We start from the raw sequence: 12,811 nt of genomic DNA, 5'->3' as shown, positions 1-12,811 counted from the left end.
GAGGTTCATGATGCCACCTGGCTTTCCTGGCCACGATCGGCGGCCTTGATGATGGTCAGGAATGCGCGCTCCAGGTCATCGCTGCGGCCGCGGGCCGCCAGTTCCGCCGGACTGAGCTGTGCCAGGAGCAGCCCGTCGCGCAGCAGGAGGAGCGAGGAGCAGTGCGAGGCTTCTTCCATCACGTGGCTGGACACCAGCAGCGTTGTGCCGGCGGCAGCCATGGCAGCGAAACGTTCCCACAGTTCTGCGCGAAGCACCGGATCAAGCCCCACGGTTGGCTCGTCCAGGACCAGGAGCTTTGGGTGGGAAACCAAGGCGCATGCCAGGGATACCCGGCTGAACTGTCCGCCGGACAGATCGGCTGCCTTTTGTCGCGCGAGTGATGCGAGCCCGACGGCGGCAATCGCCTCTTTGGCGTCTGCCGGCGTCGCGCCGTGCATGGCACCGAAGTACCTGACATTCGCTTCGACGCTGAGGTCCCCGTAGACGCTTGCACCCTGGGTAACGTAACCGACGTCGTGCCTGAGCGGTGCACTGCCCGCAGGGCGGTCGAGGACAGTAACCGCGCCCCGTGTGATCCGCTGGACGCCAACGATGGCGCGCATGAGCGTTGTCTTACCGCTGCCGGAGGGGCCCAGCAGGCCCGTAATCCTGCCGGAAGCCACCGTGAAATCAAGACCGCGGAGAATCTTCGTCCGGGAGCGGGTGATATGAAGTCCGGTGGCCCGGATGGCCGTTGAGGACTCCATGGCCGGTGAGGAAAGGGACATTGTGGCCTCCGGAGACTCCAAAATTCACCATCTGATGAATTAAAAATATGACGGCCAAGAGGGCGGGTCAAGGGGAGCGGTGCACATTTGCGAGGTGGCAAATCCTTGAAAACGTGTCCGCTATCACATAGGTTCTTTCCAAGCCGTGTCGTTGGGGTGCGGATGGTTGAGGGGGAATCGTGACAAAGACCTTGAAGGGTGCCATGAGCGCCCGCATCATCCGTGAGTTCGGCAATAAGCAATGCTTCCCTGCTGCAGGCAATCCCGTTCCGCTGGAGGGAACGGGGAACTAGTCCCCGGACAGAGTCTGCGGCCGGCCGGCCGCTGAGCCACGCCATCGCAGGATGACCAGCCCTTAGCGGCCAGGGGCTTCCAAACGCGACGGCGTGGCTCTTCTGCGCGTGGGCCCGCCAGCACCGTCCAACCGCATGTTCAAGCGGCAGGGCAGTCAGCCGGTAGATTAGTAGGCAGTTGTTTTTGCCACATCTGCCATAGAAACGGATACGTACCCGTGGTCCTTCGCCTTTCCCAGCTGTTCCTGCGCACCCTGCGTGAAGATCCCGTCGACGCCGAGGTCGCCAGCCACAAGCTCCTGGTCCGCGCCGGGTACATCCGCCGCGCAGCCCCCGGCATTTACACCTGGCTGCCGCTGGGCCTGAGTGTCCTGCGCAAGGTGGAGGAGATCATCCGCCAGGAGATGTCGGCCATCGGTGCCCAGGAAGTCCACTTCCCGGCGCTGCTGCCGCGCGAACCTTACGAGGCCACCAACCGCTGGACCGAGTACGGCGAGGGCCTTTTCCGCCTCCAGGACCGCAAGGGCGCGGACTACCTCCTTGCTCCCACGCACGAGGAAATGTTCACGCTCCTGGTCAAGGATCTGTACTCCTCGTACAAGGACCTGCCGCTGAGCCTGTACCAGATCCAGAACAAGTACCGCGATGAGGCCCGTCCCCGTGCAGGCCTCCTTCGCGGCCGCGAGTTCATCATGAAGGATTCCTACTCCTTCGACGTCGATGACGCCGGCTTGGACGCCAGCTACGCCGCCCACCGTGCCGCGTACCTGAAGATCTTCGAACGCCTGGGCCTGGAAGTCATCCCGGTTGCCGCCACGGCCGGTGCCATGGGTGGTTCCAAGAGCGAGGAATTCCTGTTCCCCACCGAGATCGGCGAGGACACGTTCGTTCGCTCCGCCGGCGGCTACTACGCCAACGTCGAAGCCGTCACCACCGTTGTCCCGGCAGAGATTGACTTCACCGATGCGCCCGCGGCCCAGGTCCTGGACACCCCGAACACCCCCACCATCGATACTTTGGTGGACGCCGCCAACCAGCTGGCTTCCCGCAGCGAGTCCGACGGCGGCGCCTGGACTGCCGCTGACACCCTCAAGAACGTGGTCCTCGCCGTGACGCTGCCCACCGGTGAGCGCCAGATCGTGGTCATCGGCGTACCGGGAGACCGCGCCGTGGACCTCAAGCGCGTGGAAGCCAACATCGGCTCCCACCTGCCCATCGCCGGTGAAATCGGCCTCGAAGCTGCCAACGAAGAGGACCTCAAGAAGCTCCCGTGGCTGGTCAAGGGCTACATCGGCCCCGGCCTGTCCCTGGATCAGCCCGTCCTGGGCCTTGAGGGATCCTCCAAGGTGCTCTTCCTGGTGGACCCCCGGGTGGTTTCCGGCACCAGCTGGGTTACCGGTGCCAACGCCGAGGGCAAGCACGTTTTCGGACTGGTGGCAGGCCGGGACTTCAGCTGGGATGGCGTCATCGAGAGCACCGAAGTGCGTGCCGGCGATCCCGCCCCTGACGGCTCCGGTCCTTTGGAGACCGCCCGTGGCATCGAGATGGGTCACATTTTCCAGCTCGGCCGCAAGTACGCCGAAGCACTGGACCTGAAGGTCCTGGACCAGAACGGCAAGCAGGTTGTTGTCACCATGGGCTCCTACGGCGTGGGTGTTACGCGTGCCGTGGCAGCCCTGGCCGAGGCCAACCACGATGACCGCGGCATTGTCTGGCCCCGCTCGGTGGCTCCCGCTGACGTTCACGTGGTGGCTGTTGGCCGTGGCGATGAGATCTTCGAGGCCGCTGAGAAGCTCTCCGCAGAGTTGGAATCCGCTGGCTTGGACGTCATTTTCGATGACCGTCCCAAGGTTTCGCCCGGCGTGAAGTTCGGCGATGCCGAGCTCGTGGGCGTACCCACCATCTTGGCTGTCGGCCGGGGACTGGTGGATGGCGTCGTGGAAATCAAGGACCGCCGCAGCGGTGAAGCCGAGAACATCTCGGTGGACAAGGCCGTGGATTACGTGGTCAACGCCGTACGAAACCGGTGATTTCCGGCTTCGAGTCGATCCAGCTCACCACTATCATCCTGATTGTGGTGGCTGGATTCGCAGCAGGGTGGGTCGATGCTGTTGTTGGTGGCGGGGGGCTGATCCAGCTTCCGGCCCTCCTGCTGGTCCCGGGCATCACGCCCGTCCAAGCGCTGGCGACCAACAAGATGGGGTCCATTTTCGGGACCACCACCAGCGCGGTCACGTACTACGGCCGTGTGGGACCCGACCTCAAAACTGCGGTTCCCATGGCAGTAATAGCCTTGGCCGGGAGTTTCGGCGGTGCAATCCTTGCTGCCTCCCTGCCGGCCAGCGTGTTCAAGCCCATCATCGTGGTGGCCTTGATCGCCGTCGCAATCTTCACGGCGTTGCGGCCTGGCGCCGGTGAGCTGACAGCGCTGCGCCATGACGGTCATAAGCATTACGTCGTGGCGTGCCTCATTGGGGCCGTCATTGGCTTTTACGACGGCCTGATCGGCCCCGGTACCGGCTCTTTCCTGGTGATCGCCCTTGTTTCAGCCATGGGCTATGCGTTCCTCGAAGCCAGCGCCAAGGCGAAGATCGTCAACATGGCCACGAACGCCGGAGCCTTGATTTTCTTCCTCCCTCATGGCTCCCTGCTGTGGGGCGTAGGGCTGGTTCTGGGGTTGGCGAACATGGCCGGCGGCTACCTCGGTGCCCGCACAGCAGTGGCCAAGGGGAGCGGCTTTGTGCGGATCGTTTTCCTGATCGTCGTAGCCGCGCTGATCATCAAGCTCGGCGTGGATGTCTGGAACGAGAACTTCGCCGCGTAGGGCGGCGTCAGATGAACGTTCCGCTGGCGTTGGCCAGCGTCTTCAAACCACGCACGACGGCGTGTGGCACCAAGGCGCTTGAGGCAGGGTTATCGGGGGAAGCCTGGTTGGTGACACGGACTTCGAGGGTGCCAAGGCTCGTTTCGGCCACCACGTGATGGCTCGTCTGCTTGGCAGCGGGGTCGGCGATCAGCGCCGCTTCCACCACGTCCCAATCACCGGCTGCCACAGCGAGCGCGGACACTACGTTGGTGGATTTGGGGAAGGCTTTGATCATGTCGGCCGGTCCGCCCCGCAGCAATTCCACGGGGTGGGTGGTTGCGAGAATTCCCTTTTTCGTTTCGCCATCCATCCAGGGTTGAATCAAGGCTGCCGGCAGTTTCCGCGATTCCACGGTGATGCGGTGGATGCTGCCGCCCGCGGCAGCGGCAGCGATGGCATCCAGTCCACCCAACGCACCGGATGTCAGAAAGGTGCGGCCTGGACCGTCGTCGAGCAACGTTTTCCGCAGCGTGCCGTCACACAGGGCACCAATGGAGGTCACCAACAGATCCCTTCCGGCCGAGATGACCCGCGGGCCGAATTCGGCAACAGCTCCAACACCGGCGCACTCCACCACCACGTCTGCCACATCCAAGGCTTCGTCGAAACTGAATCCTGTTCCGGCATCGCCGTGAGGTACAAAGCCGGCCAACTGGATGCCTGGGGCATTGCCGGCGTCAAGAAGTTCTGCGATCCGTGAGCCGATGGCACCCGAACCAATCAAAGCGACTGTGAGGGCCATGGGTTAGTGAACCGCTTCCCCGGGCTCAGGAAGCTGGTGCGCTTTGGGCAGATTGTCCAGCGTTTTGCCGGCAAGGGTGCTTGCTACCCACAGTGAGCGGGCAAGATCCCCGCTGTGCCCGGGTTTGGCGGCGTACCACAAGGCGTTTTCCACTTCACGGGCGATGCTCCATTGCCGGGCAGCCTCCGGATCAAGTCCAGCGGCGAGGCTGAAGTCCCGGCACCGTTCCAGCAACGCGGCCTCCGGATCGGTGCGTGAAAGGTCATGAACGCGGTTCCACAGGATCGGAGCGACGGCGAACTCGGCCTCGCCAATCTGTGGCTGCGGATCGATGGCCAGGTAGTCGCCTCGGAATGGAGCACTGCCGCCGGCTGTGGCCAGGATGTTCATGAAGTGCAGGTCCGTGTGGACCAGGACATCCGTGCCGGAGCGGCGTCCCACTGCTCCGCGGGTCTGGCACACCTCAAGGGCTGCCTCCAGCAACCACCGTGGAAATGGTTGCTCCAATTGTTCCCAGTCCGCGGGGAGTTCGTCACTCCATCGCTCGGCAGTGGCGGCAATATGCTCGAAGGCCTGCCATTCAAGGCGTTCGTCAGGTGTGATGGAGAGCTGGCGCACAATGGCGCCCCAGGCGTCCCGGGCCTCGTCCAGAGGAGCGCTGTGGAGCCAACGCGAGGCATCCAGGCGTTCAAGGAGCATGGAGCAGCTGGGGGCATCCGCGGCCAGGAGCCGGGCAGCTCCGTGGCCGTCCCAGAGTGTCAGTGCGTGGCGCTCAACCAGGGCTTCGTCGTGGGGGAAAGCAATTTTCAGGGCAGCCGGGATGGTGTCCTGCAGTACCGGCACCACCAGGGCGCCGTGGCCGTTCCAGGGCTCGGCGCCGGGCGCCAAGTCAACCGACAAGTGCCAACGGTCAAGGGCGTCGGAGATAAGTCCCGGGAGGCTGGCCAACCAATCGCGGCCTGCCGAGTCGCGGTTGTACCGGGCGTGGAGGTCGCCCGGAATGGGAATCATCGCGTGAAGGGTCACGCGATCAGCCTAACGCCGCAGCAATGACCGTCCGCTAGAAAACGCCGCTGGCACCCAAGAGGCTTCCAATGGAGAAGGTGGCGGCAAGGGCCAAGGCCCCGCCCAACACCACCCGGGCCGCAGCCCGGAACCGGGAAGCGCCGCCGATCCACGCGCCCACGGCGCCGGTGATCGCGAGGGCGAGGAGCACCGCCACGAAAGTCAGGGGCACGCGCATCTCCGGTGGCGGCAAGAGGATCGCCAGCATCGGAAGCGCTGCTCCCAGGGTGAAAGCCACGGCGGAAGCCAAGGCCGCGTTCCAGGGACTGACGATGTCCTCTTCATGGATATTCAGTTCCGCCGAAAGGTGTGCGGCCAAGGCATCGTGCTTGGTCAGCTCTTCGGCAACAGTCCTGGCGGTCTTGGCGCTGAGCCCTTTGGACTCGTAGATCGCGGCGAGCTCGTTGAGTTCATCTTCCGGTTCCTCGGCCAGTTCCCGGCGTTCCTTCTCAATCAGTGCCTTCTGGGTATCGCTCTGGCTGCTGACGGAGACGTACTCACCCAAGGCCATGGAGATGGCGCCACCCACCAGCCCGGCTGTGCCGGCGGCGAGAATGCTGCCAGTGCTGGTCGTGGCACCGGCCACTCCCACCACGATCGCAGCGACGGACACGATGCCGTCGTTGGCGCCAAGGACTCCGGCCCGCAACCAATTCAGCCGGTGGGCCAAATCATCCCGGTGGGGCTCGTTCTCATGCATCGTGGCAGTGTCGGTGGAAGCCATGCTCCTAGCCAAGCACCGGACTTCTGCCTTGGCCAGCATGGCTAGGCTGGCCTATCTACCCGATGACGCTGCGGAATCACTGGGCGTCGGCAAGGAAGGCAAGTTGCCGGCGTCGAGCTCCAGGCCCGGCAAGGCCGGCAAGGAAGAACCCCATGCCAGGCTCCTCCGTGCGGCGGCCAGCAGCCCGTCCACGGCCCACTCGCGGCTCTGGCCGGTGGACAGGGCAACAAGGTCCCCCAGCACCGGCAAGGATGACGCCTCAAGGGCACCCAACGAACCGGCCGGGTCCTGTGCGAACTGGCCGGGGAGCCGGTAACCGGCCTCGCTGGTTGGCACGTCTGCGCAGTTTGCACGCGTCAGAGCCTCGGCCTGCTGCAGCAGGAGTTCATGCATTTTCAGGTCTTTGGCAGCCACAGCAGCGGCGGCAGCGTCCAGCCGCTTGAGGGCCACCTGATATGCGTAGACAGCCTCCTGATGGGAGCGGACCGCAGCTGCCAATGCCGCGTCTGTGGTGGCAGACCCGGGGTCGGGGGTGGGGCTGACGGAAGGACAGGGGGCCGCGGAGGGAGTCGCCGCCGGGATGTTGTTGTCAGAGGACGGGCTTTGGTGAGGCGTCGGCAGCTGCCACGCGGCCGCCAGCTTTTCGGCCCGCAGCAGCTGAGCGGAGCCGACGGCGGCAAGCAGGCGCGCGATCCCGCCGTCGGCTAGGCGTGCGTCCGCCAGGCGTTTCTGCCCGCTCTCGGAAAGTCCTGCGATAAAGGCTGCCCGGCTGGAATCCGATGGAGAACTGGACGGAGGGAAGGACAGCGAACCCGCAGGGTCCAGGAGGGCCCGCGCATGGGTTGTCAGCAATGTCACAGTGTCGTTGAGGGACTCATTCCCGGCGTTGGGAGCAGTGGCTTCCATCAACGCGGCGGCCGCATCACCCAGTCGCAAGGTATCTTCCAACGCCGTCATGCGGGCGGTTTCGGAGGAAGACGGGGCCGGGGGAGACCCGGAATCACGCGGAATAAGCACCATTCCGGTGCCCGCCACCAGCAGGGCCACGATGGCAACGAGCACAAGCCGGCCCCATGCTGGTGTTCGTTGTTTTTCTCTTGTCCGCCCGTTCACAACACACCATGGTGTCACGGGGGCGGGGAAGTCCGTGCACCATGTTCCCGGGAAAATCGTTAGGCTAGTAGTCACAACAACATCTATCGGGAGGCGGCGGGCAACGTGAGTGACTCGGAAGCCACGACTTCAACAGACCGTTCTGATTCGAACTCAACGGCCACCATCCACAACCCGGAAGAGAGCAGGCTTAAGACGCTGCTTGAACCGGCCGTCCTGGCCAGCAGGCTCTACCTCGAGGATGTTTCCATCCACATTGCCGGTTCGCACCGGACGGTCCACGTCGTTGTGGACCTTCCGCAGGAGGAGACCGGCGGCGTCAGCCTTGACGCCATCGCCGAGGTTTCCCGCGGGCTGTCCGATATTCTGGACAACGATCCCCACGATGACGGCCGCCCCTATGACCTTGAGGTTTCCTCCCCGGGAGTCGGCCGTCCCTTGACGGAACCGCGGCACTGGCACCGGGCCCGCGGGCGCATGGTCCGGGTCAACGTCATTCAAGGCGACAACCTCCTGGGCCGGATCGCCTCGGTGGGCGACAACGACGTGACGCTCATCCCCGAACATGAAGTCAAGAAGGGTATGAAGCCCAAGCAGGGCGACCCCATCACTATTCCTTTCGACAGGATCCGCCAAGGAAAAGTCGAGATTGAATTCAGCCACCTCCATGAGGCTGCGCTGGCAGACGAGCACAACGGACCTTCCGAGGAGGCCTAATGGATATTGACATGAGCGCACTGAGACTCCTGGAGCGTGAGCGTGAAATCCCGCTGGATCTCCTGATTCCCACCATCGAGCAAGCCTTGCTGGTGGCGTACCACAAGACTCCCGGCGCCTTCGAGAAGGCCCGCGCAGAGTTGGACCGCAAGAGCGGTCACGTGACCATCTGGGCCACGGAAATCGACGACGACGGCGAGCCCATCGGCGAGTTCGAGGACACACCCGCTGGATTTGGCCGTATTGCGGCCAGCACGGCACGCCAGATCATCCTGCAGCGCCTTCGCGACGTTGAGGATGACAATGTGCTGGGCGAATTCAAGGGCCGCGAGGGCGAACTCGTGGCCGGCATGATCCAGCAGGGCAACAACCCCCACATGATTCAGGTCAACCTGGGTTCCGTTGAGGCCTTGCTGCCGCCGCCCGAGCAGGTTCCAGGCGAGAAGTACCTCCATGGAAGCCGCCTGCGTGCTTTCGTGGTGGACGTACACCGCGGTGCCAAGGGTCCCTCCATTACGCTGTCCCGTTCGCACCCGGGCCTGGTCCGCAAGCTGTTCGAAATGGAGGTCCCGGAAATCGCGGACCACTCCGTGGAGATTGTGGCACTGGCCCGCGAGGCCGGTCACCGCACCAAGATTGCCGTCAAGGCGAACACTCCCGGCGTCAATGCCAAGGGTGCCTGCATCGGTGAAATGGGTTCGCGCGTTCGCGCTGTCATGACCGAACTCAACGACGAAAAGATCGATATCGTCGACTTCAGCGATGACCCCGCGACCTTCATCGCCAATTCATTGTCGCCGTCGCGAGTGAATTCCGTCACTATCACTGACGAGGCAACCCGTTCGGCCCGCGTAGTAGTGCCGGATTACCAGCTTTCGTTGGCAATCGGCAAAGAAGGCCAGAACGCGCGGCTTGCGGCCAAGCTGACCGGCTGGCGGATCGATATCGTCTCCGACGCCGCTCCGGCAAAGGCCGAATAGCGGTTCAACCGGCGGCTCGCGCCGCTGGTTTCCGCCGCGCTGGCCGCACATCCGGTTTCGGGAGTGCGGGGCCGGGGGGCTAGACTAGATGGAACCGGGCTTACGTCCGGTATCCGCGCGCTTTGGCGTGCCTCAGCTGCGTTTGCAGGACCGGGGCCCGTCGGGCGCCAGTAGCGTAAGGCAGGTTGGACACGTCGTGGCTGAACTGCTTGAGCATGGCATTGGGCCTGTTCGCACGTGCATCGGATGCCGGAAGCAAGGCTCCCGGTCCGAGCTTGTCCGGCTCGTCGCCCAAGGCAGCGGTTCGTCCGCCGTCCTGGTGGATGAACGACGCCGGATGGCCGGCAGGGGTGCGTGGCTGCACCCCAGCGAAAAGTGCTTGGCATTGGCAATCAAGCGGCGTGCTTTCGGCAGGGCCCTCGCGGGTGCTGCCGACACCAGCGCCGTCGAACGCTACCTGATGCCAGACACGCCACTTGTGGAGGCTACGGCCGCCACGGGAAAACCGTCCAAACCTGAAAGCGGGTCAGAAAACTGATGGAAACCCGATGAGTTCCCAGCGATGAGTGCGTAACGATGACAACTTTGTTGCGCTCTGCAATGGGCCTTTCAGTCGCGCTAGCGGCAGGGGCCCGCAGTAAGAAGTAGACGGTTCGTGCCTGGCTCGGTGCGGACCGAGACAGGAGAAATGTGGCCAAGGTCCGCGTACATGAGCTCGCCAAAGAGCTCGGTATTACTTCCAAAGATGCAGTAACAAAACTGCAGGAATTGGGCGAATTCGTTCGCTCTGCCTCTTCAACCATTGAGGCCCCCGTCGTGAAGAAGCTTCGCGACGCCTACCCGGGTGCCGGCGCTCCGAAGGCACCCGCACCCGCAGCAGCCCCCAAGGCTCCCGCAGCATCCCGTCCCGCCGCCCCGGCTCCGGGACCAGCAGCACCGAAGGCTCCGGCGCCGGCGCCTGCAACTCCGGCGGCTCCCGCCCCGGCAGCACCTGCTCCGGCAGCCCCCGTGGCTCCCGCGGCATCCACCCCGGTTTCGGCCAAGCCCGGCGCCCGTCCTGCCCCCAAGGCAGAAACTCCGGCTCCGGCGCGTCAAGGCGGCCAGGCTCCTCGCCCCGGCGGTCCCCGTCCGGGCAACAACCCGTTTGCTACGTCACAGGGCATGCCCCGTGGCCGTGGTGGCGACGGAGACCGTCCGCCGCGTCCGGGTAACAATCCGTTCGCGCCGTCACAGGGCATGCCCCGTGGCGAACGCCGTAACGACGGCGAACGTCCCGGTGGCCCCCGTCCCGCAGCTGGTGCAGGCGGTCCCCGTCCCGCAGCCGGTACCGGCGGTCCGCGTCCGGGCGCTCCGCGTCCCGGTGCACCTCGTCCGGGCGCACCGCGTCCCGCTGGCGGTCCCGGTGCAGGAAACCGTCCTACTCCGGGCATGATGCCCAACCGCACTGAGCGTCCGGCTCCCGGTGGCGCAGGCCGTCCGGGTGGCGCAGGCCGTCCCGGTGGCGGACCCGGTCGTCCCGGTGGCGCACCTGGTGCAGGTACCGGTGGCGGTGCTCCCGCCGGCGGTGGCTTCGGCAAGGGTGGCCGCGGTCGCGGTGGCACCCAGGGTGCCTTCGGCAAGGGCGGCGCCGGTCGTGGCAAGCAGCGTAAGTCGAAGCGTGCAAAGCGCCAGGAATTGGAGCAGATGAGTGCTCCGTCGCTGGGCGGCGTATCGGTACCCCGCGGTGACGGCGAGACCATCATCCGCCTGCGTCGTGGCTCGTCCATCACGGACTTTGCCGAGAAGATCGATGCAAACCCCGCGTCGCTGGTGACCGTGCTGTTCCACCTCGGTGAAATGGCGACGGCAACGCAGTCCCTCGACGAAGACACCTTTGGCCTGCTTGGTGCCGAACTTGGCTACAAGCTCCAGGTTGTTTCCCCTGAGGATGAAGAGCGCGAGCTGCTGGATCAGTTCGACATCAACATCCAGGACGAACTCGACGCCGAAGGTGACGACGTTCTCGAGGCACGCGCACCGGTTGTTACCGTCATGGGTCACGTTGACCACGGTAAGACCCGCCTGTTGGACGCCATCCGCAACTCGAACGTTGTGGCCGGCGAGCACGGTGGCATCACCCAGCACATCGGTGCTTACCAGATCAGCCACGTCCACGAGGGCACGGCCCGCGACATCACCTTCATTGACACCCCCGGTCACGAGGCCTTCACGGCCATGCGTGCACGTGGTGCCAAGGTCACTGACATCGCGATCCTGGTTGTTGCAGCCGACGACGGCGTTATGCCGCAGACGGTGGAAGCACTCAACCACGCACAGGCAGCCAACGTGCCGATCGTCGTCGCAGTGAACAAGATCGACAAGGAAGGCGCCAACCCTGACAAGGTCAAGGGCCAGCTGACCGAGTACGGCCTGGTTCCGGAAGAATACGGTGGCGACACCATGTTCGTTGAGGTCTCTGCCCGCCAGAACCTCAATATCGACGAACTGATCGACGCCGTCCTGCTGACGGCCGACGCCGCCCTGGACCTGCGCGCCAACCCGGACAAGGACGCTCGAGGCATTGCCATCGAAGCGAACCTGGACAAGGGCCGCGGTGCAGTTGCCACCGTCCTGGTTCAGTCCGGAACGTTGGCAGTGGGCGACACGATCGTGGCCGGTACGGCTCACGGCCGCGTCCGCGCCATGTTCGACGAGAACGGCGAGGCACTCGATGTCGCACTGCCGTCCCGCCCGGTCCAGGTCCTCGGCCTGTCCAACGTGCCGCGTGCAGGTGACACCTTCCTGGTGACACCTGACGAGCGTACGGCCCGCCAGATCGCTGAGAAGCGTGAAGCTGCCGACCGCAACGCCGCACTGGCCAAGCGCCGCAAGCGCATCAGCCTGGAAGACTTTGACCAGGCCGTTGCCGAAGGCAAGATCGACACCCTCAACCTCATCCTCAAGGGTGACGTATCCGGTGCTGTTGAAGCCCTCGAAGACGCCTTGCTCAAGATCGACGTCGGAGACGACGACGTTCAGCTCCGTGTCATCCACCGCGGTGTGGGTGCCATCACGCAGAACGACGTCAACCTGGCCACGGTGGACAACGCCATCATCATTGGCTTCAACGTCAAGCCGGCCGAGCGCGTTGCTGAACTGGCTGACCGTGAAGGCGTCGACATGCGCTTCTACTCGGTCATCTACGCAGCAATCGATGACATTGAGATGGCTCTCAAGGGCATGCTCAAGCCGGAGTACGAAGAAGTCCAGCTCGGCACTGCCGAGGTCCGCGAAGTCTTCCGTTCCTCCAAGTTCGGCAACATCGCAGGCTCGATCGTCCGCACGGGCATCATCCGCCGTAACACCAAGGCACGTGTCAGCCGCGACGGTAAGGTCATCGGTGACAACCTCACCGTTGAGACGCTCAAGCGCTTCAAGGATGACGCCACCGAAGTCCGTACCGACTTCGAGTGTGGTATCGGTCTTGGCTCCTTCAACGACATCACTGAAGGCGACATCATCGAGACCTTCGAAATGCGCGAGAAGCCGCGCGTCTAGGTTC

At 64.3% G+C, this 12,811-nt stretch carries 11 protein-coding genes; 6 read left to right on the top strand and 5 right to left on the bottom strand.

Annotated elements, in window-relative coordinates; all coding sequences use genetic code 11:
* Positions 1 to 5 precede the first annotated feature (5 nt).
* Complete coding sequence (locus tag BLW08_RS20840; protein ID WP_175538787.1) at positions 6 to 770, bottom strand: ABC transporter ATP-binding protein; 765 nt, start codon at positions 768 to 770, stop codon at positions 6 to 8.
* A gap of 511 nt (positions 771 to 1,281) precedes the next feature.
* On the opposite strand from BLW08_RS20840, the gene BLW08_RS20835 reads away from it, so the two are divergent.
* Positions 1,282 to 3,093: a proline--tRNA ligase gene (locus BLW08_RS20835; protein WP_091327789.1), complete on the top strand. Its 1,812-nt coding sequence runs from the start codon at positions 1,282 to 1,284 to the stop codon at positions 3,091 to 3,093.
* A complete protein-coding gene (locus BLW08_RS20830) occupies positions 3,090 to 3,887 on the top strand; it encodes a sulfite exporter TauE/SafE family protein (protein ID WP_090822417.1) in 798 nt (265 codons plus the stop codon). Before BLW08_RS20835 ends, BLW08_RS20830 begins: the two co-directional genes overlap by 4 nt.
* A gap of 7 nt (positions 3,888 to 3,894) precedes the next feature.
* Here the strand turns inward: BLW08_RS20830 and BLW08_RS20825 are convergent, their stop codons facing one another.
* From BLW08_RS20825 to BLW08_RS20810, 4 genes are read right to left on the bottom strand one after another with little or no spacing between them, the layout of a single operon-like run.
* Positions 3,895 to 4,671, bottom strand: a complete 777-nt coding sequence (locus BLW08_RS20825; RefSeq protein WP_091327786.1) for an aspartate dehydrogenase domain-containing protein — start codon at positions 4,669 to 4,671, stop codon at positions 3,895 to 3,897.
* A 3-nt stretch (positions 4,672 to 4,674) separates the two neighbouring features.
* Complete coding sequence (locus tag BLW08_RS20820) at positions 4,675 to 5,697, bottom strand: aminoglycoside phosphotransferase family protein (protein WP_254779995.1); 1,023 nt, start codon at positions 5,695 to 5,697, stop codon at positions 4,675 to 4,677.
* A gap of 34 nt (positions 5,698 to 5,731) precedes the next feature.
* On the bottom strand, positions 5,732 to 6,460 hold the full coding sequence (locus BLW08_RS20815) for a VIT1/CCC1 transporter family protein (protein ID WP_091327782.1): 729 nt from the start codon (positions 6,458 to 6,460) through the stop codon (positions 5,732 to 5,734).
* Between the two features lie 51 nt (positions 6,461 to 6,511).
* Positions 6,512 to 7,522 (bottom strand): ferritin-like domain-containing protein, encoded by a 1,011-nt coding sequence (locus BLW08_RS20810; protein WP_254779994.1) that lies wholly within the window; start codon positions 7,520 to 7,522, stop codon positions 6,512 to 6,514.
* A 156-nt stretch (positions 7,523 to 7,678) separates the two neighbouring features.
* Between BLW08_RS20810 and rimP the strand changes: the two genes are divergently transcribed.
* From rimP to infB, 4 genes are all read left to right on the top strand, one after another.
* A complete protein-coding gene (rimP, locus tag BLW08_RS20805) occupies positions 7,679 to 8,290 on the top strand; it encodes a ribosome maturation factor RimP (RefSeq protein ID WP_090822427.1) in 612 nt (203 codons plus the stop codon).
* Positions 8,290 to 9,270 carry a transcription termination factor NusA gene (gene nusA, locus BLW08_RS20800; RefSeq protein WP_090822429.1) on the top strand — a complete coding sequence of 327 codons (981 nt, stop codon included), beginning with the start codon at positions 8,290 to 8,292 and terminating at the stop codon, positions 9,268 to 9,270. Before rimP ends, nusA begins: the two co-directional genes overlap by 1 nt.
* Positions 9,271 to 9,466: 196 nt before the next feature.
* The gene (locus BLW08_RS20795) at positions 9,467 to 9,808 is read left to right on the top strand and encodes a YlxR family protein (RefSeq protein WP_254779993.1); all 342 of its coding nucleotides are present in this window, start codon (positions 9,467 to 9,469) and stop codon (positions 9,806 to 9,808) included.
* 152 nt (positions 9,809 to 9,960) lie between these two features.
* Complete coding sequence (gene infB / locus BLW08_RS20790) at positions 9,961 to 12,807, top strand: translation initiation factor IF-2 (RefSeq protein WP_090822433.1); 2,847 nt, start codon at positions 9,961 to 9,963, stop codon at positions 12,805 to 12,807.
* Positions 12,808 to 12,811 lie beyond the last annotated feature (4 nt).

Source organism: Arthrobacter sp. cf158 (genome assembly GCF_900106835.1).
In the GTDB taxonomy this organism is placed as follows: Bacteria; Actinomycetota; Actinomycetes; order Actinomycetales; family Micrococcaceae; genus Arthrobacter.
Note: the sequence above shows the minus strand (reverse complement) of the source record. Positions and strands in the feature narration are given on the sequence as shown.

Bases quoted from the DNA above. Each gene is read 5' to 3' on its own strand.
- BLW08_RS20825 (WP_091327786.1), bottom strand. From the start codon at position 4,671: ATGGCCCTCACAGTCGCTTTGATTGGTTCGGGTGCCATCGGCTCACGG.
- BLW08_RS20815 (WP_091327782.1), bottom strand. From the start codon at position 6,460: ATGGCTTCCACCGACACTGCCACGATGCATGAGAACGAGCCCCACCGG.
- BLW08_RS20840 (WP_175538787.1), bottom strand. From the start codon at position 770: ATGTCCCTTTCCTCACCGGCCATGGAGTCCTCAACGGCCATCCGGGCC.
- nusA (WP_090822429.1), top strand. From the start codon at position 8,290: ATGGATATTGACATGAGCGCACTGAGACTCCTGGAGCGTGAGCGTGAA.